General features: G+C 38.6%; 16 protein-coding genes and 2 pseudogenes. 14 read left to right on the top strand and 4 right to left on the bottom strand.

The annotated features are described in order from the left end of the window. Window positions 1–295: 295 nt before the first annotated feature. The 5 genes from FB379_RS05740 to FB379_RS05720 all read left to right on the top strand — a co-directional run bounded on the left by FB379_RS05740 (window position 296) and on the right by FB379_RS05720 (window position 5627). Window positions 296–1396 (top strand): sensor histidine kinase, encoded by a 1101-nt coding sequence (locus tag FB379_RS05740; RefSeq protein WP_130156720.1) that lies wholly within the window; start codon window positions 296–298, stop codon window positions 1394–1396. Further along, on the top strand, window positions 1396–2031 hold the full coding sequence (locus FB379_RS05735) for a response regulator (RefSeq protein WP_044895620.1): 636 nt from the start codon (window positions 1396–1398) through the stop codon (window positions 2029–2031). Before FB379_RS05740 ends, FB379_RS05735 begins: the two co-directional genes overlap by 1 nt. A gap of 272 nt (window positions 2032–2303) precedes the next feature. After that, window positions 2304–3236, top strand: coding sequence for an ABC transporter ATP-binding protein (locus FB379_RS05730; protein ID WP_063389232.1), 933 nt, complete (start codon window positions 2304–2306; stop codon window positions 3234–3236). A 13-nt stretch (window positions 3237–3249) separates the two neighbouring features. Then, window positions 3250–4515 (top strand): ABC transporter permease, encoded by a 1266-nt coding sequence (locus FB379_RS05725; RefSeq protein ID WP_144597369.1) that lies wholly within the window; start codon window positions 3250–3252, stop codon window positions 4513–4515. Further along, window positions 4512–5627, top strand: coding sequence for an ABC transporter permease (locus FB379_RS05720; protein WP_130156724.1), 1116 nt, complete (start codon window positions 4512–4514; stop codon window positions 5625–5627). The genes FB379_RS05725 and FB379_RS05720 overlap by 4 nt, the downstream gene beginning before the upstream one ends. A gap of 40 nt (window positions 5628–5667) precedes the next feature. Here FB379_RS05720 and FB379_RS05715 read toward each other — a convergent pair whose 3' ends face one another. Further along, complete coding sequence (locus FB379_RS05715) at window positions 5668–7365, bottom strand: ABC transporter ATP-binding protein (RefSeq protein ID WP_130156726.1); 1698 nt, start codon at window positions 7363–7365, stop codon at window positions 5668–5670. A gap of 534 nt (window positions 7366–7899) precedes the next feature. Between FB379_RS05715 and rraA the strand changes: the two genes are divergently transcribed. The 3 genes and pseudogenes from rraA to FB379_RS05700 all read left to right on the top strand — a co-directional run bounded on the left by rraA (window position 7900) and on the right by FB379_RS05700 (window position 12236). Continuing rightward, window positions 7900–8388, top strand: a complete 489-nt coding sequence (rraA, locus tag FB379_RS05710) for a ribonuclease E activity regulator RraA (RefSeq protein ID WP_066248830.1) — start codon at window positions 7900–7902, stop codon at window positions 8386–8388. 946 nt (window positions 8389–9334) lie between these two features. After that, window positions 9335–10555 (top strand): annotated as a pseudogene (locus FB379_RS05705) (transposase). Between the two features lie 34 nt (window positions 10556–10589). Then, on the top strand, window positions 10590–12236 hold the full coding sequence (locus FB379_RS05700) for an MFS transporter (RefSeq protein ID WP_422386923.1): 1647 nt from the start codon (window positions 10590–10592) through the stop codon (window positions 12234–12236). Between the two features lie 183 nt (window positions 12237–12419). Here the strand turns inward: FB379_RS05700 and FB379_RS05695 are convergent. Next, a pseudogene (locus tag FB379_RS05695) lies at window positions 12420–13298 on the bottom strand (IS982 family transposase). A gap of 128 nt (window positions 13299–13426) precedes the next feature. Further along, window positions 13427–13885: a ferritin-like domain-containing protein gene (locus FB379_RS05690; RefSeq protein WP_130158378.1), complete on the bottom strand. Its 459-nt coding sequence runs from the start codon at window positions 13883–13885 to the stop codon at window positions 13427–13429. A 334-nt stretch (window positions 13886–14219) separates the two neighbouring features. On the opposite strand from FB379_RS05690, the gene FB379_RS05685 reads away from it, so the two are divergent. The 5 genes from FB379_RS05685 (at window position 14220) to FB379_RS05665 (ending at window position 18553) form a co-directional block, all read left to right on the top strand. Beyond that, a complete protein-coding gene (locus tag FB379_RS05685; RefSeq protein ID WP_144597367.1) occupies window positions 14220–14759 on the top strand; it encodes an O-acetyl-ADP-ribose deacetylase in 540 nt (179 codons plus the stop codon). Window positions 14760–15112: 353 nt separating this feature from the next. Further along, window positions 15113–15823, top strand: coding sequence for an AAA family ATPase (locus tag FB379_RS05680; protein ID WP_063389224.1), 711 nt, complete (start codon window positions 15113–15115; stop codon window positions 15821–15823). Window positions 15824–15915: 92 nt separating this feature from the next. Further along, window positions 15916–16389: a Cys-tRNA(Pro) deacylase gene (gene ybaK, locus FB379_RS05675; protein WP_066248834.1), complete on the top strand. Its 474-nt coding sequence runs from the start codon at window positions 15916–15918 to the stop codon at window positions 16387–16389. Between the two features lie 148 nt (window positions 16390–16537). After that, a complete protein-coding gene (locus FB379_RS05670) occupies window positions 16538–16828 on the top strand; it encodes a phasin family protein (protein ID WP_063389222.1) in 291 nt (96 codons plus the stop codon). 45 nt (window positions 16829–16873) lie between these two features. Continuing rightward, on the top strand, window positions 16874–18553 hold the full coding sequence (locus FB379_RS05665; RefSeq protein WP_144597365.1) for an ABC1 kinase family protein: 1680 nt from the start codon (window positions 16874–16876) through the stop codon (window positions 18551–18553). A gap of 223 nt (window positions 18554–18776) precedes the next feature. On the opposite strand, the gene FB379_RS05660 is transcribed toward FB379_RS05665, so the two are convergent. Then, a complete protein-coding gene (locus FB379_RS05660) occupies window positions 18777–19583 on the bottom strand; it encodes a glycosyltransferase family 8 protein (protein ID WP_066248838.1) in 807 nt (268 codons plus the stop codon). A gap of 201 nt (window positions 19584–19784) precedes the next feature. On the opposite strand from FB379_RS05660, the gene FB379_RS05655 reads away from it, so the two are divergent. Further along, on the top strand, window positions 19785–22004 hold the full coding sequence (locus FB379_RS05655; RefSeq protein ID WP_130158384.1) for a helix-turn-helix domain-containing protein: 2220 nt from the start codon (window positions 19785–19787) through the stop codon (window positions 22002–22004). Window positions 22005–22045: the final 41 nt, after the last annotated feature.

The raw sequence follows: 22045 nt of genomic DNA, 5'->3' as shown, positions 1-22045 counted from the left end.
ACTAGAAAGGACGATTTTTTTGTGCATTTTTTTTAAAAAGTGAAAAAATGAGGGGCTCCAAAAAGTCAGTTACCCTGACTTTTTGGACAGCCCCTTTAATTATAGAGGTTGTTATTTAGAAATGTTGAATTCTAAAATCACAGGGTAATTATTTTGGAGAGAAAAAGGGAGGAGTTCAGTATTTTAATTAATTGGTACATGATTTGAGAAATGTCCGACATTTCTTTTGAAAAGCCGTTGACATTCTTTTATAGTTTCAGTAGGTTGATAGTAGATTACAAAGGGTGGGATGTCAGTGAAGGCTTTTTTATTCAGAGTGTTCGTTTTTGCCGTTTTATGGACGTACTTTTTATTTTCAGCTTTTTTGGATCATTCAGCACATCTCACCTTATTGGTATTTTTAAGTGCTTGTACAATTGGCTGCTATTTTTTTCTGCCTGTTGTCAAAAATACTCTTCTGTTGTACATCATCGTGGATCTTTTCATTTTGTCAGCGGGATGGCTTCAGTCTGCTGCAGGCAATCATGCCTCTCTTTTATTAATTTTATATCTTTATGTCGAAGCAATTTTTCAGCTAAAAAAACAGCCCTTTCGTCTGTTTGCCGTCATTCATGTTTCTGTTTCGATCCTGATCGCCTTATTCCTTCCTAATCCTTTTGAATGGCTGACGGCGTTTGCTATATTTACTTTCATTTCTGTTGTTTTAAATGAATATATCTTTGAAAGGAAGGAACAAAGGGAGCTGTATGAACAACTATTGGGAGAATATAGAGGATTAAAGCGTATCAGCTATGAAAACGAGCGGTCGGCCAGATTGGAAGAACGAACGAGAATTGCCCGTGATATTCATGATTCTGTCGGGCATAAATTAACGGCATTGCTGATGCAGCTTGAGATGCTTTCGATCAAAGAGAAAAGGAAGGAATATGAAGAATTAAAATCTTTAGTTCGCGAAAGTTTAGAGGAAACGAGACATGCAGTTAGGGCGCTAAAAATGGATGAAAGTGAAGGGATTTCGTCAGTGCTTCAGCTCATTCGCAAGCTGGAATCGGAAAGTCATATTATGGTGCATTTTACGACGAAGCAAGGGGTTTTATCGGCCCGTCTTACTAATCAGCAAAATGTCGTTTTGTACCGAGTCATCCAAGAGGCGCTAACGAATGCGATGCGGCATGCGCAATCAAGGGAAGTGTATATCATATTAGGAAAAAATGCGATCGGTGACTTGGAATTTACGATAAAAAACCGGATATCGGATGCCAAACCGTTTCAAAAAGGCTTCGGTTTAACGAATATGAAAGAGCGTGTGAAAGAAGCTGGAGGAAGCTTGAACATATTTCAAACAAATGATGAGTTTGTTGTTCATGGGACTTTGCCAATAAAGGAGTATGAATGATGACCATCCGTATTTTACTTGTTGAAGATCAAGCCATTGTCCGCCAAGGCTTGAAAATGATGATCGAACAGGACGAGCAATTAAAAGTAGTCGCGGAAGCTGAGCATGGGTTAAAAGCAATCGAAATAATGGAAAAGACAATTGTAGACCTGATTTTAATGGATATTCGCATGCCAGTTATGAACGGAGTAGAAGCGACTAAAAAAATAAAAGAGCGGTGGCCTGATGCGAAAATTCTTATTTTAACAACGTTTAATGATGAGGAATATGCCGTACAGACGTTGAAGGATGGGGCAAGCGGTTTTTTGCTGAAGACATCTGAACCGGCAAAGCTGATTGATGCGATACATAGCTGTATGAAAGGCGGAATGTCCATTCATGAAGATGTAGCGGCAAAAATGGTACCGAAGCTGCTGGAAAAGCCAAAAAAAGAGATGGTGAACGTTCCTTTAACACCGCGTGAGCTGGCGATTGTGAAGCTTGTCGGCGAAGGAAAAACGAACAAAGAAATTGCGTCTGACCTTCATTTGTCCATCGGAACTGTCAAAAACCATATGACGCAAATTTTAAATAAGCTTGGGCTGCGGGATAGAACACAGCTCGCTATTTATGCCATTAAACATGATATTTGCTAGCTGTTTGATTAGGATCGGCTATTTAGGCCGGTCTTTTTTTGTATTGAAATAATGCCGTGAAATTTTAAAGCTCTATGTTAATGAAGCGTTCATAATTGAAAAATGTTTGCTTCGACTCGGAATGTTTGCTGATTTTCAGCGCTATTCCTAGAGACTTTGTAAATGTATGACCTAAGTCATAGTTTTTCAGTGAAAAGAGTGACTGCAGATAGTATGTGAGAAAGTGCGGACGCTGTAATATACAAATAGAACGTTGAGAGGGAGGATAAAAAATGCTGGAAGCTGTTGAAATAACGAAAAGGTTTAAACAAACGCATGCTGTAAACGGTGTGAATTTATTTTTGGAAAGAGGGGAAATCATCGGGCTTTTGGGGCCAAACGGCGCCGGCAAATCGACCACCATTTCAATTATTTCTACTCTGATTCCGCCGACAAGCGGTGATGTTCGTTTGAATAACGAAAGTGTCATCAAAAGGCCGGAAAAGCTCAGAAAAATTTTAGGGGTTGTACCGCAAGAAATTGCATTATATCCCGATTTATCAGCGCGGGAAAATTTGCTGTTTTTCGGCAAAATTTATCGGCTGTCAGGTTCGCAATTAAAACAGAAGGTAGAGGAAGTTTTGGAAATGATCGGTTTAACGGATCGCCAGCATGATCTTGTTAAAAATTTTTCAGGCGGAATGAAGAGAAGATTGAACATCGGGGCTGCCTTGCTGCACGAACCTGAATTGATCATTATGGATGAACCGACAGTCGGCATTGATCCGCAATCAAGAAATTATATTTTGGAAACGGTCAAAAGGTTAAATAAGGAGAAAAAAATGACCGTATTGTACACGAGCCATTATATGGAGGAAGTCGAATTTTTATGCAATCGCATTTACATTATGGATAAAGGGAATATTTTGGCGGCCGGTACTAAAGAGGAGATAAAAAATATTTTATCGGCAGAAAACACAATCCAAATTACTGTCGAGCGCGTGAACGATTCATTTATTCAAGCGCTGCGTGATCATCCGGTTGTCAATCGCGTGACTGTGCAAGATCGGGTAATTACCGTATTAACGCCAAAAGAAGCGAATGCTTTTTCCATATTGTTCAAAATTGCTGAGGAAACAAACACAATGTTGACATCTATCGAGATTAAAACACCTACTTTGGAAGATGTGTTTCTTCATTTAACTGGAAGAGCATTACGAAATTAAAAGGGTGATGATCATGATTGGACAATTTATTAAGAAACAATTTTTAATAATGATCCGCAATAAGCAGGAATTGCTTCTTCTATTAGTAATGCCGTTCACTCTTATATCTATTTTAGGTTTTGCGCTCACAAGTGTAATGGACAGCAAAAAAATGGATATTCAAGCGAAAGTAGCGATTGTCGAACATGGCAATGAACAAGAGGACTTCGAAAAATTCGCCAACGACGTAAAAAACGTGCAAATGCCGGATGAGGAAAAGGAATTTCTATTAAAACAAGTGGAAAAAATGATGCCTATTTCCATTTTAAAACAAGAAATTTTAGGCTCAAAAGGGCTGGAACCGTATATACAAATGGCAGAGTTTCAGCCTTCTGAATTGGAGGAAATTCGTGAAAATGACAAATATACAGTCATTGTTGAAGTGCCGGAGCATTTTTCATACACGTTGTTAAACCATTTAATATTTGGCGAGAAAACGAAGCCGAAGCTTAGTATATATGTCAACGAAGGCAAAGAAATTACAGCCCAATTTGTTCAAGAGCTCATCACTGAATTTCAAGAGCAATATTCTTTGATTTCTAAACTGGATCAGGCTGGCTTAAACGAATCACTTGAACTGCCTGTCGCAAAAGTAAAGGGAGAAATGGAAACCGTGACAAAACGGGAGCCAATTAATTCTTTTACTTATTATACAGTCGGCATAAGCGTTATGTTTGTGTTGTATCTGGCCTCGTATATTTCGTCTCATGCTTTGCAAGAAAAACAGTCGAACGCATTCCATCGTTTGTTGCTTGCCAATGTACCGAAAAATTTATACATGGCTGCTATTTTCATAACTTCCTTGATCATTGCCTTTTTTCAGCTCTCCTTGTTATATGCTTTAGCAGCCGTTTTTTACAGTGTCAAGTGGCCGGATCTCGTCTCGTTTATCATTGTTACGCTTGCTCTTTGTGTGGCAGTCGGAGGAATAGGAACCTTTTTAACATCATTGAGCTATCGAATAAATTCAGATAATGTTTCCATTTTCTTCTCAAGCGGAGTCGTTTCTATTTTGGCTTTTCTTGGCGGCAGCTATTTCCCGGTTTCGCAAATGTCGGAATTTATGCACAAATTGGGGGATATGACGCCAAATGGAGCCGGCATGACAGCTTATTTAAAAATTTTGCAAGGCTATGATCTGTCGCAATTTATTTGGACTGTCATATACTTATGTCTTTTCGGTTTTGTTATGTTCGTATTGAGCTTGCTAGTTTTCCCAAAAAGGGGTGAAATGGCGTGATCGGAGTTTTGACAGCAAAGCTGCGTCTTTTTATCCGGAAGCCTTGGCTATTTTTAATGGTGTCGATCCTTTCTGTCGTTTTTGCTATGCTCATCAGTTCCGTAAACAAACAGACTATAGTTGTCCCAGTATACAGCGCACTGCCTGAAAGTGAAGTGAAGGAAATCATTCGCTCTCTTGAGCAGTATAATCTATTTTCGTTTAAAAGGATGAAAAAAGAGGAAGTTGAAAAGCTGGTTGGCGAAGGTAAGGCGGAAGCAGGTGTGGAGCTTAAAAAGGACGATTTCCGCATAATCGTTGCTTCCAATACCCCCAATAGCTATTTGGTTCAGCAAACGGTTCAAAAAGTTTACGCAAAAGCATTACAATCCAAGTCGATCATCGATCAGGTGAAGGAAAAACAAGGAGAATCAAGCGCAAAGCAAGTGGCAAAATCGCTTGCGGAAGCGAAAAACGATCCGGTGTTTACCGTAGAGACAAAACATTTCCGTGCGGATGAAACTGTTATCATCAACAGCAAAATGCAATCGATTTTCGGCAGTGTCTTATTTTTTGTCATTTATACGATTGCGTACAACGTTTTCAATATATTAATGGAAAAGCGAAACGGCATTTGGGATCGAATGATTTTGTCGCCGGTCAAAAAATGGGAGATGTATACCGGAAATTTAATTTACAGTTTTGCAACCGGCTATATTCAGGTGGCGCTTATTTTTGCAGTCTTTCACTTTGTGTTTGATGTAGATTTCAGCGATAAATTTTGGTTTGTGCTCGTATTGCTCATCCCTTATGTACTGGCAATTGTCGCAATATCAATTTTTATAGTAGGAATTGTCAATAATGAGCAGCAGTTTCATGCGGTGCTTCCGCTTGTTTCTGTCAGCATGGCGATGCTCGGAGGAGCTTATTGGCCGCTGGAAATTGTTTCTTCGGATGCACTTCTCTTGCTTTCAAAATTTGTCCCCGTTACGTATGGAATGGACCTGTTAAAAGGGGCGGTAGTTTACGGCTACTCATTCAGCGATTTGCTCTATCCGATGAGCATCCTATTCTTGATGGCTGTTGTGTTCATGGGGTTAGGGATCAACATTATGGAGCGGAAACGGGCTTAAGCGGTCAGCTTCCATTTGTAAATTATATGCGGCTCCCGCCTTAATCGTTGGCGGGAGCAAAATTTTGCATTTGTCGGCTGACAAGCTTTTGATACAACGGATGGGACTGCAACAGCTCATTATGTGTTCCCTGACCGGTAATTTTACCATTTTCGAGGACGATGATTAAATCTGCATTAATAATAGTTGAAAGTCGATGGGCGATGACAAATGTTGTACGATTTTTCATAAGATGAAGGAGAGCGTTTTGCACTTTTTGCTCGGAGTTGCTGTCTAAATTGGATGTAGCTTCATCCAGCAGAAGAATTTTTGGATTTCTCAACAGTGCCCTCGCGATGGCAATGCGCTGACGCTGCCCACCGGATAGCTTGATCCCTCTTTCGCCGACTTCCGTTTCATAGCCGTCTTGCATTTGTTCGATGAATTCATCTACATTAGCCAATTGCGCGGCTTTTCTCACTTCTTCTTCGCTGACTGTACGATTTAGCCCGTAGCAAATATTTTCACGAATCGTGCCAGACATAATCGGGCTTTCTTGAGAAACGTAACCGATCTGTTGGCGCCACTCAAAAAGCGGAAATTCGCGAATGTCGGTATTCCCTAATTTTATTGCCCCGTTTGTTGGCTGATAGAACCGTTCAATAAGGGAAAAAATAGTTGTTTTACCAGCACCGCTTGGTCCGACGATCGCGACGGTTTGGCCGGGCTTCACTTCAAAATGAACGTTTTGCAAAATCGTTTTTCCTTTTTCATAAGCAAACGAGATGTTTTGAAACACGATTGGTTTATGAACATCAATTCTTGTATTTCCATTATTATGTTCTGTTTCTGTATTCAAAAGCTGCTGAATTCGTTCTGTCGCACCCATTGCCTTTTGGAAAGCTGTAAAAAATCCTGCCATTTGGCTAAAAGGTACAATAATTTGCACCATATATATTATGATGGCAACGAGCGAACCTGCGGATAATTCCCCTCTGGCAACACGAATTCCTCCATAGCCGATAATGACGACTAACACCGCCATAATAATCGTTGTCATTAAAGGTGAAATAATCGCTTGGATTTTTGCTTCCTTCAAGCCGAATCGGAACAACTGCTGAATTTTTTGATTTCCGTTTTGTTTTTCGACAGGTTCGGCAATGTTTGATTTTACCAACCGGATATCGCTCAGCACGCGGCCTAGATTGCCGCTGAAAGTGGCCATTTCGTCTTGGGTTTGCATGGAAATTTTATAGATTTTCTGTCCAAGTGGAAGAACCAATACGATAGCAAGCGGTACAAAAATAAACAGAATGAGCGTCATTTTCCAATCAATGATAATTAAAATAGCGACAGCCCCTAAGACCGTAACAATTCCTGAAACGAAATTAGCTAAATGCTCGGTCACGAGCGACTTTACTGTATAAGTGTCCTGTGTTATGCGGCTCATCAATTCTCCAGATTCATGGCGGTCAAAATAAGGTATCGGCAAATACAGCACATGGTTCCAAAGCTTTGAACGGATTTTTGCCACAATATATTCGCCAATATAAGACATAAGATAATAGGAGAAGCCTGATGTAGTTGACTGAAGAATAAAAACTGCAATCAATAAAAAGATTAAATGAGTTTCAATACTTGAAGTTGAAAAACGATCAATCAAATCCCGTGTAAAGATCGGAACGACTAATCCTGTAGCTGCTTCCAAAAGACTTAATACGATTGCCGCAACAAAAATCCAGAAAGGAGGGTTAGCCATTTTTATCAACTTTTTAAAATTTTGCCATGAAGTTTGATTTTTTTCAAAATTCTCCACAACGAATCTCTCCTTTACGTTCGGGCCATTTTGAATCAGGATTGCTGGATAGCTTCTCTCCTTCTTAGTTTTATCTTAAAACCTGACGTAACGTTAGAATCAATATATTTTTTGAAAAAATTGATTTAAATTTTGAAATTGTATGGAAAGGAAGAATTGCGGCTGTCTAAGTGGAACAGATTTGACGGCTCAGTCCTTTTCATATCATTAAAACGGTTACATGAAGCCCGCCTCTAAGCAAGTGGGAGGGGGGAGTTCATCGAAATATTTTAAAGAAAGAATTAATGAATCACTAAGTGCAATAGAGAAGAGTTTGGCTTTGTGTTGCGCCGGCTAGTATCCAGCAAGCCCGGCCAAACAACGAAAAGCGAGCGCGAATCTTGACCTTTGATTATTTTTTCAATTTGAAAGGGATTTACTTCTTGGTTGTCAAAATATATTTTTGTATCAATCATAGATGGGAAAGGAGAATTCATCATGAAAACTGCTGATTTATGCGATCAATATTTAGAAAAGCTTCAAGTTTGTAAATTGCCGCTTATCAGTTATGGGGGAAAAAAGAAATTTTCAGGTCCAATTGCAACGGTTGAAGTGTTTGAAGATAATGTGCTAGTTCGTCAAGCTCTAGAAACGATCCCAAAAGGTTCAGTTCTTGTTGTGGATGGAAAAGGTTCACGAAACTGCGCGCTTTTAGGAGATCGTTTAGCTCAGATTGCATGTGAACGTGAATTATCTGGCGTGATTATAAATGGATGTATACGCGACTCCGCTGAAATTGCGACGATGCCGATTGGGGTAAAGGCACTCGGCACCTGTCCGGTTAAAAGTAAAAAAGAAGGGAAAGGAAGCCGTGATGTCGCACTTGAATTTGGTGAAGTGCGCTGGACCCCAAATGCGTATGTGTATGCTGACAATGATGGCATTGTTGTTTCGGAGGAGTCCCTAAATATCGATTCATTTGATTGATTCGCATACCGTCATTATGTAGGAATCATAGTAAAGGTACGCATAAGTGATAAGCAGTCAAATGATACAGAATACAAATTGAAAAAAATGTTTTTTTCTAAATACATGCGTGTACAGCAGCATACATAATAACAACAGTTCAGCAATGTAAGATTTATGGATATAAGTCAGATTTTTGAACACAAATTTTTTCATGAAGTTCCTGTCCGTATAAGTGTGGTAAGGCAGTGACACTCGACAATGAGCCTCTGCGGGCGTGATTCTTCTGTCAAGAAGGAGATGTGTAAAACATCGGCAGGCAATCATGTCCGTTGCTCCAGTAAAGTTGCTGTAATCTCCATTCTATTTAATGTATATTAAATGTACGTTTTTTATTGGTATTGACGATTTAAAAAAGAAATAAAAGATTTTCGGGTCGTTTTTACTGTAGAAGCGGAAAAACAAATTGACAAAAAATTCAATGTAACTAAGACATTTTCCATAAAAAGGGGTGTGATATACAAAATTACTCCTCAGAGCTGAAGGATTTCTACTTCACTTGATATGACGGGTACTAGCCCGTTCGCAACTTTATTATAGAGAGTAAAGGCATATATCCTTATTTGGTAAGCCCAAAATGCTTCAAATAGTCGAGAAGAGAATACTGGTGAGATGGCACATACATTCTAAAAAGAACATTGTAATTACTGTTTGAGGAAAGAATATACAAACTAGGGGGAAACAGAAGAAATTGAAACCATTTATGTACTTTTCGTAGTAGATTAATAGGGTAACTTGACAAGCTCTTTTATCGATTGTTACAGTTTATTCATAAAATATCAAAGCAGTGTGCTAGTAATTTTACTTTTTACTGTAGATGGGCAAATGAACTACATAATCTGTAGGTGAGCAAATTATCTAACAAATATTTACATCCAAATAAGAAAATAGGCATGCCCCCGCCTCCTTGGTTAAAATAGATGTGCCAACAAACCATTTATACAAGAAGGTTCATGTCTTATGAATAGATTAGCACATTGGCACTTTATTTATTAAAAACCTATCATGAAGCATTCCGTTCATCTTGAAGATGCGATGATTATGAAAGGCTTTCTAAAACATTTACTGATCACTACCTGGGAACTTTCACCGAATCATCGCTCGACACTTAGCCATTTTTCTCAAAAAAACCTGGAATGAAGAGACATTACTTCGCAAACTCAGTATCAGTAGGGGATGCTTCATCGCATTGAACGCATTGCTAAACATGAAAATCAATCCATTTTTGTTTCGCTCGACGATACAATTTGGCAAAAAAAAACAAATCCTTCGTCACGGACAAAGCATATCATTCAAGGATGTTGATTGGAATGATTCTCACGCCGATAAATAGTTAATCTGGGTACATTCTCTCGCTTGGCTCACGGTTCATGTGATGACTCAAGACTTTCTCTTTCGTGTTTCGCCCCTACGACAATACGGCTGGGGAAAAAAGTGGAAACTTGCGGTTGAAATGCCTTCTTCTTTGGATGTGAACCGTCCCGTTTATGTGCTAATGGACTCTTGGTATCAATCTCAAACGCTCATGGAAGCTTGCTTGAAAAAAAGATTCCACGTGATTGCAACGCTCAAGACCAATCGTTTTTTATCCAAAAGACATGGCGGTTCAGGCAAAGGAGTTTGACCACTCTCTTTGAAAGACACTCATCTCGTCCATGGTGGGAGAAGAACGTTATCGCGTTGACCGCTACGAAGGGGCGCACAAAAGTATCAGATATGCCGTGGTGCTACTCTGCTTAAAAAGACGATCAACCATGACGCTTGACAATCTTCATTGCGTTTTGAGTACCGATCGAAAGCTATGTAACAAAGACATCTTTGCGCTACTATGTCGACGTTGGTCGATCGATTCTTTTTCCATCAAGCGAAAGACCACTAAGCCCGATGGGTACCGTATTAGCAGGCGTTGGGCGGTGAAACGGTATTGGATTCTAGTTTTATTAGTTTATGTGTACAGTATGACGAGAAATCCAACAGCGACTTTAACTAGAAGGGACGCATCTTTGTCGAGTTTATTTATCAGAAAACAAAGCAAGATACTCCCAAAAAAACAGTTTCATATAGCAAAAGGGATACTTGTTTGTTGTTTTTTTTAGATGACAATTGTTGTGTAATTTACATGGCGTAACTATAGTTATTTATTGTATTTTTAAAGTAAGGGAGTGACTTATTTGAAAGAAAAAGCATCTAGCCAAACATGGGCAATGATATTATTTACAATTGGCGTGTTTATGGCTGCTTTAGATAATGGAATCATTAGTGCTGCACTGACAACGATTAACAATTCGTTCGAAGTTTCTGCTAATTGGGGGGCATGGGGAGTTACCCTTTATACATTAGGATTAGCTATCAGTGTCCCGATCATCGGAAAAATATCGGATCGATATGGACGAAAAAAATTATTTATTGTTGAAATTGCTTTGTTTGGTTTGGGATCTTTACTTGTTGCTTTAAGCCCAAATTTTATTTTTTATTTAAGTGCTCGATTCTTACAGGCTCTTGGTGGAGGGGGAATCTTCATTATCGGTAGTTCACATGTACTAAGTACGATGCCGGTTGAAAAACAAGGAAAAGCCCTTGGAATGTTGGGTGGAATGAATGGGATTGCCGCCGTTTTGGGACCGAATATTGGCAGCATGTTATTAGATTTAACAGGTAAATGGCATGTATTATTTTTTATCAATGTCCCGATAGCGATATTTTTAATTATCTTTGGATGGGTAAAATTAGAAGAAACGAAAGACCCGGAAACTGGGCGTCTCGATTTGTTCGGAACGGTTTTACTATCTCTTTCCGTTTTAGGAATCATGTATGGATTGACGAATATCGAAGGTGTCGAATTTGTAGACAGCTTGTTGAGCCCAAATGTGTATGGTTTTATTTTATCGGGGATTGTTCTTTTCATTGCTTTGATTTTTCATGAAAGCAAACTCGAAAGAAATGGCGGCGACCCTGTTCTTCCTTATCGTTTGTTAAAACAACCTACGTACCTTTTAACTTTATTAATAGGGACTTTCTCTGGGGCGTTGCTGGCAGCCATGATTTTTATCCCGGCATTTACAGAACAAGTGCTCGGGATTGCGTCAGAAAATTCCGGGTATTGGTTAACACCCCTTGCAATAATGGCGGGAATCGGTGCATCTATGGGTGGAGCATTCGTTGATAAAAGAGGACCAATTTCAGCGGTGATATTATCGGGAATCATAACTTCCATCGGTTTTCTCTTGTTCCCGACATGGATTGATTCAAAATGGCAGTTCATTATTTCTTCGTCGGTTGCAGGTTTGGGAATGGGAATACTTCTCGGTGCCCCGTTAAATATTTTAGCGACAGAAACGCTGAAGTCGGATAAAGGTTCCGCACTTTCTACCTTATCGTTAAGCCGACAAATCGGTATGACCCTCGCTCCAACGATCTACGCAGGTTTCATCGCTAGGGGATTCAATCACATTCCCGAGTTATTTAAATCCCATTTTCCTATTATACTAAAGGAAAAGATAGGAGGGACGAGTTTAAGTTCGGAAGCCATGAAGGAGTTTTACCAACTATCTCAACAATTTGGTACGTCATCTGGGGAATTTTCCGAAAATCAGATGCTGGGAATCATCAATCAAGTCAAAGATCCAGGGTTAAAAGAAGTGATCCAATCGAGTGTCGATCAAATCACCTTAATGGCAGCACAAGATGGTTACAATGGACTCTTTTATTCTGCCGTAACCTTAGCGATCATGACAATTTTCGTTACTTTGATCCTAATTCCCATTCGCAAAAGAAAACTTGGGGAGACAAAGCAAGTTCATTCTTCATAAGCAGTTGATCATGTTTAAAGATGTTCACTTTTCATAAAGAATGAAGATCACCGGGAGGAGAAATGAAATTCGGTTAGTTAAGATGGTTTACATTTATCCGTTGGCTTTTACCTCCTAAATTCTTGCAAAAGAGAAATAACCTACAAAAATGTATATGACATTACCCATGGTGCTAGTTGAGCGTCAACGCTCAACTAGCCCAAGAACAACGAGCGAATAGGCCAATAAAATGGCATCAAGCGCCGTTTCAAATCCAGAGATCGAATTGGCGCGAATTTTCGTGATCCGAAATGAATCCACTAAAACCGAGAACGCGGTTTCGACGATTTTGCGTTTTCACTTCATCCATTGTTTCCATTCTTTTGATTGCACCACACGTTGATTTTTTCGGGCAGGCGTCCAAAAAGCGATCTTGTATTCATCGTACAGCTTCTTTTGCAGGGCTTGGCTCACATATCCTTTGTCGCCAAGTGTATACGGATGAGGAAGTTGAGTCATCACTGTTTCCGCAGCTGTCCGATCGTGGCAGGATGCCTCGGTCAGGACATATCCCATCGGAAGCGCTTGGTCGGTAATCTGAAGATGAAGCTTAAACCCATAGTAAACCATCTTTTTGGATGCACAATACCCAATATCTGCGATTCCTTGAAATCGTTTGACGCGATACATTCGTGCGTGGTGGCAGAGTTCAATGGGTAAGCTGTCCACTACCGCATAAGCGTGATGTTGTCCACGTTTGGCGAGTTGGTGACGAATCCATTTGATGGCCCAACGCAAAGAACGGCATCGACGGTTGTATCGAGAGCGCTCTAGGAACTTTTCCTTGGTGAACAGGTTTCCAATGACAAATCGATGCCAAGCCCGTTCCGAAGTAAAACCCAGCAATTTTCCAAGAACGTGAATGGCGATGATAACCTCATCCTCTTGCTTCAACAAATGACGATTTCGACGTTGCAAATACATCTGAATACAAGACAGTTGTGCTGATACAACGAATAAGATCGCGGTATATTGCTTTTGAATTTTTGCTTGGTTTATTGTAAAATGAAAGTGCTCTTGCATGGAACTTCTCCTTTTGAATGTTTGTTCGCACTTTCATTTTAAAGGAGATCCTCATGCAAGGGCTGTTTTTATGTCTCGAGATTTTATCTAGCACCACGGGTATATGACATTATCATTGTACACACATTTTAGCCGATTGTATCAATCGGCTTTTTTTTTTGTATGTCATGTAAAGCCTGATTCAAAAGGTCAAGATGTTTTATGTTTTTATCTAAAATTTGTTGAACAAGTCTGTAGCTTTGGTCATCTAAAGTTCCATTTACAATGTTCTGTGATATTTCAATACCACGTTTTTCACCAGCTAGTGCATCTTTTACTATATGGTCCGGTTCATTGTTGTGGTCTGTTAACATTTTAAATATCTCCATACTTTTCCCTTTGATTCCAGGATGATCAACTGGTTTTCCGCCAAGATCTTGTATTCTTTTCGTTATCTCCATCGCATGTTGCTGATGATTTTGCTGTAACTGTTGTAACAGTAATTTAAGTTCCGGTTGCTTAGCACGATTTATATATTCATTATAAGCGTGAATTGCCATATAATTTCCTTTTAAAAATTCATTTAAACTGTTTATAGCACGTCTCACTTCATGTCCTCCGCAATTTATTTTTAAAAGTATTTATAGTTTGATTTGTGTGGTAAAAAAATATGCAAGCTTTATTGTAACAGTTGGTCTTATATGTATTTTCCGATTTATATTTGTTATGATAAGACAAAGAAGAAATGGTTGTATGATGTCAATATGAAAACTCCTAAAGGTCGCACAATTGAGACATCATTGAATTGTTCAAATTCGTTCAAAAAACGATCGTGGATATAACACAATAAGGTTTAAAGTATCGTCTAATAGGGTTTCCGTAACTAGGAGCTGACTGTCAGTATACAAATTCATATTTGTATAAAAACGGAGGTTGATATTAATGAAAATCGTTATTAACGATACTGAATTGGAGGTAATAAAAGGCGATATTACAAAGTGTACTGTTGACGCGATTGTTAATGCGGCTAACAACGGACTTTTGGGAGGCGGGGGTGTCGACGGCGCGATCCATAGAGCAGGCGGGCCGGAGATTATGGAGGAATGCAAAAAGATCAGGGAAAGAACAGGAGGATGTCCGACCGGGGAAGCAGTTATTACTACTGCAGGAAATTTGCCCGCCAAATACGTTATTCATACTGTCGGACCAGTATGGAAAGGCGGAGCCTATCAAGAAAGGGAGTTGCTAAGAAATTGCTACATAAACTCCTTAAAGCTTGCGGAAGAGCATTTCGTGAAAACGATCGCATTTCCAAATATCAGTACTGGTGTTTATCGTTTTCCAAAGCATGAAGCGGCCCAAATTGCTTTAGAGACCGTTAAGGAGTGTATTCAAAATCAATTCATCCGAAGCATTCAATCAATATTGTTCGTTTGTTTTGATGACGAAAATTATCATATTTACAAGACGATGATCAGATAGGAAAAAACACTTTTTCGAATCAATGGCCACCATACAAAAATCATTTATTCGTTGGCGAGCTTTAATTGTAAACAATAAGTTTTTGCGACATATTTATCAAAAACTAAGAAAATATGCAGCGTTGAGACGAAAATCTCCATCGCCCGTTTCGTTTATAATGAAACTTTTTCAATGAATGCAGAAATTTGGAAGTCGGAATACAACATTTGATGATTTTCAAAGCGATCAACTTCAAAGGTCGCAATATTCCAAAAAATTTTTTCCATAAAACATCAAGCAATCGGCAGTTGTTTATTTTATGTGAAACGTGCACAGTGAATATGAAAATACGAACGACTTTGGAGATGAATTCAATGTATTTGAAAAGCCTCGAAATTTTAAGAAATAAAGATATTGATTTAAATAGCTACCCGTTTTCGATTCCTGCAATAAAAAATTTAAAATCCATTTCGTTTCGTTCCAATATTACTTTTTTTGTCGGGGAAAACGGTTCCGGAAAATCAACGCTCCTTGAGGCAATAGCTTATCAGTGTGGCTTTAATACAGCCGGAGGAGGCAAAAACAATAATTTTCATGTAGATGCTTCCGATGCGGCCCTTGGGGAATACATACGGCTGTCATGGATGCCAAAAGTGACGAACGGGTTTTTTTTGCGAGCTGAGACCTTTTATCATTTTGCGTCGTATCTCGATACAATTCCTGAAAGTCTCCCTTATTATGGAGGCCGTTCTCTTCACAAACAGTCGCACGGGGAAGCTTTTCTCTCACTTTTAACAAATCGTTTTGGAAAAAAAGCGATCTATCTGTTGGATGAGCCTGAAGCAGCACTTTCACCTGCTAGACAGCTGACTTTATTAAGAATCATAAAAGATTTGGAAAACGATGCGCAGTTTATTATTTCTACTCATTCTCCCATTTTACTCGGCTATCCAAATGCCCAAATCTTAAATTTTGATGAACATCCGCTAAAGGAAGTAAAATATGAAGAAACTATGCATTATATTATTACTAGGCGGTTTCTCGAAAATAGAAAAAAGGTGTTAAGTGAACTGTTTAACGATTGAGACACAACAGCCTGTATTGGAGATGCCGTCCATTTATATTTTTCATCACATCGCTCATCCTAAAATATTCTGCTTTTGGAGAGGTATAAACAATGAACACAAAAACAAACGCAATGCGAATTCTTGATAAAGAAAAAATACAATACAACGTGATTACTTACGATGTCCAAAAGGGGAAGGTTGATGGGATTTCTGTTGCACAAATGATTGGCAGAAGCCCTGAATCAGTATATAAAACATTAGTTGCTAAGAGCAGCGCCGGCAACATTTATGTATTTGTCATCCCTGTTGAGGCAGAATTAGATTTAAAAAAAGCTGCGAAAATAACAGGAGAGAAAAAAATCGAAATGCTGCCAGTAAAAGATTTACAAAAATGGACAGGCTATATCCGCGGAGGCTGTTCGCCGATCGGCATGAAGAAACATTACCCGACGATTATCGATTCAACTGCATTGGAACACGAGCATATTATTGTCAGCGGGGGCAAAATCGGCGTGCAAATGGAGCTCAGCGTCAAAGATTTGCAGCAAGTAACAGAAGCGAAGCTGGAAGATGTGACGAAATAACAAAAATAGCCGAATTTTATAAGATGTGGTTGTTGTTTTACACTTCGAAAAGAAAGTGAAGGAATTTTACTGAATAAAATAGAAGATTAAGGTGATAACAAGGATAAAGCCTCGTGTTGAAATTCGAAAGAAATGGAGGGCAAGCATAATGGATTTATTCAAAAAGGGATTGGCGTTCGGACTTGGTTTAGCTGTAGCAAGCAAAGAACAAGTGAAAAAGTTTGTAGATGAACTCGTGAAAAAAGGCGAGATATCGATTGAAGAATCAAAAGAAGTTTTTAACCAGCTAATCAAGCGCGGTGAAGAAGAAAAAACTGAACTGCAGCGTCTTGTTCGAGAGCAAGTGGCTCAGGTGATCAACAAACTAGATATAGCAACGAAGGAGGATATCCGAGAACTGGAAGAAAAGATTCGCAAATTGGAAAAGGAAGATGAGTAAAAGAGGACCTGTTAAAAGGTCCTTTGTTGTTGAGGAGGCGGTAAAGTGGTTGGAAAAAGGATGCGGCATATTGGCCGTTATCGGGATATCGCGTCTGCTTTAATTCGCAATGGATTTGGATTCGTCGTAGAGGAAATGGGTATTTCGCAATTTCTTTCTTTGCCGCAAAAAGCTTTTTTTGGCAGAAAAACTGAGCATCATTCCAAAACGATAGGTGAACGGGTAAGGCTTGTATTGGAAGAATTAGGCCCGACATTTATAAAATTAGGTCAAATTGCGAGCACCCGTCCTGATTTGCTGCCGGAGGAGATTATTAGTGAATTGGAAAAATTGCAGGATCGAGTTCCGCCTTTTTCTTTTGATGAGGTGCGTGAGATTGTTCAATCAGAATTGGGCGGTGAAATAGAAAAAATTTTTCGGCACTTTGATCATGCTCCGTTAGCTGCTGCTTCAATAGGACAAGTTCATCAAGCCGTTTTGCATTCGGGTGAAAAAGTGGCTATAAAAATTCAACGCCCTCATATTTCGAATGTGATTGAAACGGACTTAGAAATTCTTCAAGATTTAGCGGTATTAGCGGAGCATAGGCTAAAATGGGCTGCAAAGTATCAGGTCAGGGACATGATTGAAGAGTTTTCAAAGGCTCTTCGTGCTGAGCTCGATTATACCATTGAAGCCCGAAATGCAGACAAATTTTCTAAACAGAGTGCAAATGAACAAGCTGTCTACATTCCGAAAGTGTTTTGGGAGTACTCGACGAAAAGAGTATTAACAATGGAATATGTAGAAGGAATTAAACTAAATGAGATTGAAAAACTAAAAACAAATGGATACCATTTGGATCATATTACAGAAATTTTATCAAAAGAAATTTTCCGGCAAATATTTATAGATGGTTTTTTTCATGCCGATCCCCATCCTGGAAATGTCATCATTAAGCAGGGCGGAATCATTGCCTTCATTGATTTCGGAATGACCGGCCGGCTTACATCGGACATGAAGCATCATTTCTCATCATTAGTGATTTCTTTAATGAGGCAGAGTACGGATGGCGTCATGAAAGCCATTTTGCGCATGGGCATCGTTCCTGAAGATATCGATTTAAAGCAATTGAGAGCGGACATCGAAGATTTACGGGAAAAGTATTACGGTGTTCCGTTACACCAAGTCAGCATCGGTGAAGCTGTGAACGACCTTTTTCGAGCAGCTTTCAAACATTCCATCAAAATCCCTTCTGATTTAACACTATTAGGAAAAACGCTTTTGACGGTTGAAGGCGTGGTCGAAAAATTGAATCCAGATTTTAGAATTATCGATGTTGCTGAGCCTTTTGGTCGCCGGCTGGCAAAGGAGCGCTTGCATCCGAAGTATATCGCTGAAAATGCATGGAAACACGTAACAGATTATACAGAACTGCTAATGGATTTTCCAGCTTATGTAGCAGAGATCGCTTCTTTAATGAAGCGGGGCAGACTCCGCCATGAGATCACGATTCCGGAATTAGATCTTTTTCTGAAAAAACTTGACCGCATCAGCAATCGGTTATCGTTCAGCATCGTGCTATTGGCATTCAGTATTATTATGGTAGGGATTATTATTGGTTCTTCAATGGGAAGGCAATCAACACTGCTTTGGAAAATTCCAGCGATTGAAATCGGTTTTGGCGTAGCAACGCTCATGTTTTTGTGGCTGTTATTTTCCATTTTTAAGTCAGGAAAGTTTTAGTCAAAAAGAGCCGTCCAGAAAGTCAAATCCCCATTGAAAACAAAAAATCATTAACGTCGATATATCAACGTTTTCTAAAACATTAATTCATATCTCCAAAAGAATTTAAAAAAGTACTTGACTAAATGTAAGAAAGGGGTGTCAATAAGCCGAAAAAACGACTTATTAGACAAGCCCCTTTTATTAACGCGGAGATGTGATGATAAATGTTTTTTGCCGCTCTTTATAGTATTTCGTACTTTTTATAAAAAGCTCCCAGCTCTCCTTTATAGTTTTTTTGCCAAGGCTTGTCTTTCCCGCAATAATGGATAAAAACAGTATTCTCTTTTATCCACTCCATCCCATGCTTTGCATTTGGAAGCAATTTAATAATTTCATAATATCTTGCATCATAATTGTATCGATAACAATCAACAGGTTTAATTTTATCCCAGTATAAAGCATTGAGCACATCTTGATCAGGAAGGACAAGCTTTAAACGGTTTTCATTAATAAATGCATATATATCTTCCAATTTCACTTCTTTCCGAATCCGTTCCAAATTCATAAGCAAAACGCCCGTATTAAAATATCCTTTCGCATTCGGGGTTTTAAGCCTTAATTTATTAAAAAGGTTGGCAACTTTTGTAGAATGTGTATGTTCAGAAGCAATAAACAAGCAATTTTCAAAATCACTATAGTAAAAATCTTTGATGGGATTGATTACAACGATGTCGGGATCAAGGTACAGAATTCGGTCCAAATCGTCTGGCAAAAATTGATGGGAAGCTAATCGATAATACATTTCTGATGTATAATGGCGAAAAACGGGTGCATCTTCAAAGAGCTTAGGGTCTACGTATATTGGATATAAACTTTGGTTATGACGTTTTACAAATTGATCCAATTCGTGTAAATCTTGATCGGAAATATTTGAATACATGATATATATCGAAAATTTTTCTTCAATATTATTTTGGAATAATGAATTTAACATAACTTTCAGCGGGGGAATATAATTTGAATTCAGTGTGACAAGAATATTGATCATTTGTACCATCCTCGCAAAAGATCGTAGCAAAATTTTTAAAAGCGTGGATAAAGCCACAGCTATTTAACAAATTACCATCAACGTTTTCATTTTTCAAATAAAATTTGTACGCAGCATTTGTTTTTGTTTAAATTGAATTATAGCATGTTTTTCATTTTTTGAAATATTGACACAAGCTTCTTCAAAAAGGAGGAGTCCTCTTTGACAGAATCAAAACGGGAAAAATTAATGAGAAAGATTGAAAATCATTTGCGAAAAACGGCTAGACATCTAGTGAAAATTGATACGGAGGAAGAGGCATTGCAATTTTTGGCTGATTCCTTCCGCTCCCAGTTTTCATGTGATTTTGTCGGCATCATTTTACAAGAGGGAGAGGAGCTGAGTTTGAAAGTTTGGAGCGGAGATTTGCAGAAAATAACGGAATCCTTTCCGCTGCAGGTTCAAAACTGTTCGCCGAATCTCCTTCACCAAAGCTTAACATATGATAAAGCAGAGCAAGCAGGCGACTGTCAGTTTACCAATTTAATGAAAAAAGAAAAAGTAAAAACGTGGTTTACAGTTCCTCTCAAAGACGATATGAGCAGCTTGGGCTTTTGCATTATTGCCTATCTTGACTACGTACCTCTGTTGGATATGAAGGCACATTTTGATGAATTCGGCAAAGATGTAGCTGTTGCAATTGCAATGGCAAAACAAAAAGAAGCACAAATTAAAAAAATCGAAGGGATCGAGTGGATCAGCAAAAATTTGTCGCTTGATGTGCCGCTTGAAAAAAATATTGAAACACTTGTGGAACGCGCCGGAAAAGGAACTAATGCAAGGATGGCTTGTATTTATTTATATAACGAAAAAGAAAATCATTTTATTTTTCAGCCTCCATCCTATGGTCCATTTGAAAAACCGGAACGGATTAATATTGAAACAAATTATGTTTTAAAGGAATACTTTCCGTTTTTGGATACTCCAGGCGGGTCTGAACTGACCGTTCCATTAATATTTGATTTGAAAACAATCGGTGTGCTTCATGTAGAAGAGAAACAAAAGGGAGTTTTTAATGAAGATGATTTGGAGATATTAAAGCTGCTTTCCAATCATATTGCCGCTATTTTGGAAAATGCCCGTTTATATAAAAACGAAAAGGAGCATAAAGAACGTCTTTACTTTCTGCTTGATTATCAGCACGCCCTCGTGAAAGAAACAGTTGAACATGACAATTTTGACGGTATTACGTCTGCTTTAAGAAGTCTTTTTTCCAAATCCGTCCTTTTGTTCGACCGTTTTATGAGGCCGATTTCTTGTTCCTTCCATCATTATGATTTATCAAATAAAGATGTAGAAAGGCTGATGGGCAGCGGAAATAAAGAGAGATTGATAGAAAACGGAAGGAAACTCCACATCCAATTGGATGACGGGGAAGAGCTTCATTTCCGGCTGTGGAAGGTGAACGGCGGAGGAAATTTGCTTGGGTTTTTGGCTGTCGAAATTGGCGAAAATGACATGGATGAATTTGATCAGCTGACAATTGATTTGGCAAGAAATATTTGTTCGATCCAATTTATCAAGCAGAAGCTTGTTTTGGATACAAAAGAGCAGGTAAAGGATAGTTTTGTCAGCAAATTGCTTGTGGAACGTATAGAGGATCAAGAGCGGATTTTACAATATGCGAATTTATTCCAATGGAACTTATTTCATCAGCACCGATTAGCGGTGTTGTCGATTTTATTAGATGAGAAGGAAACGGAAAACAGTAATTTGCTTGTTCAACAATCTAAAAAAACATTGATTTGGGACCAGTTGAAAACACAAATTTCCCGTTTCAGCAAAGAAATTATCATGGCGACAAACGATGGAAACTATATATTGATTGTTCCGGTAAAAGAAGAAGGCAAGCATCCAAAAAACTATTGGAAAGTATTTTATAGAAATATAAAAAATTGGGTTCGAGAAGGCAATATTGAATGCCAAGTATTCATGGGGATCGGCGGTAAAACTGAAAATTTAAATGATTATTATATTAGCTATCAGCAGGCTATCCAAGCTTTGAATGTCGTGTTTCACAGGTTTCGCCACAAAGGGTTTGCTTTGTTTGAGGAATTGGGTGCTTACACTATTTTACATCATTTAGATAATAAAGAAGCGGTGGAATTTTTCATCAAAAGGCATCTTGAACCGTTATTGAATTATTCGGAAGGGAAAAGTATGGATTTATTCCATACGCTGCGAGCGTTCCTTTATAACAACGGAAATATTAAAAATTCGGCAGAAGAGCTGTTTATTCATCGAAGCTCCCTTCTTTATCGTCTTGAAAAGATTGAATCGCTGCTGGAAATTGATTTAAATGATGCTGATCATCGATTTAATATGATGATGGCTTATAAGCTTTATGACCTGTATTATTCAAAAACAACTGAAAGAATATAAAAGCGCCACAGCGTTTTTTCCACAAAATTGTTGATAGAAGA

It is taken from the genome of Aeribacillus composti (genome assembly GCF_007827555.1).
GTDB lineage: Bacteria > Bacillota > Bacilli > Bacillales > Aeribacillaceae > Aeribacillus > Aeribacillus composti.
The sequence above is the reverse complement of the archived record's forward strand: the minus strand, read 5'-3'. Positions and strand labels throughout refer to the sequence as shown.

Bases quoted from the DNA above. Each gene is read 5' to 3' on its own strand.
- FB379_RS05730 (WP_063389232.1), top strand. From the start codon at position 2,304: ATGCTGGAAGCTGTTGAAATAACGAAAAGGTTTAAACAAACGCATGCT.
- rraA (WP_066248830.1), top strand. From the start codon at position 7,900: ATGAAAACTGCTGATTTATGCGATCAATATTTAGAAAAGCTTCAAGTT.
- FB379_RS05715 (WP_130156726.1), bottom strand. From the start codon at position 7,365: ATGGCTAACCCTCCTTTCTGGATTTTTGTTGCGGCAATCGTATTAAGT.
- FB379_RS05670 (WP_063389222.1), top strand. From the start codon at position 16,538: ATGGATTTATTCAAAAAGGGATTGGCGTTCGGACTTGGTTTAGCTGTA.
- FB379_RS05660 (WP_066248838.1), bottom strand. From the start codon at position 19,583: ATGATCAATATTCTTGTCACACTGAATTCAAATTATATTCCCCCGCTG.
- FB379_RS05735 (WP_044895620.1), top strand. From the start codon at position 1,396: ATGACCATCCGTATTTTACTTGTTGAAGATCAAGCCATTGTCCGCCAA.
- ybaK (WP_066248834.1), top strand. From the start codon at position 15,916: ATGAACACAAAAACAAACGCAATGCGAATTCTTGATAAAGAAAAAATA.
- FB379_RS05680 (WP_063389224.1), top strand. From the start codon at position 15,113: ATGTATTTGAAAAGCCTCGAAATTTTAAGAAATAAAGATATTGATTTA.
- FB379_RS05725 (WP_144597369.1), top strand. From the start codon at position 3,250: ATGATTGGACAATTTATTAAGAAACAATTTTTAATAATGATCCGCAAT.
- FB379_RS05685 (WP_144597367.1), top strand. From the start codon at position 14,220: ATGAAAATCGTTATTAACGATACTGAATTGGAGGTAATAAAAGGCGAT.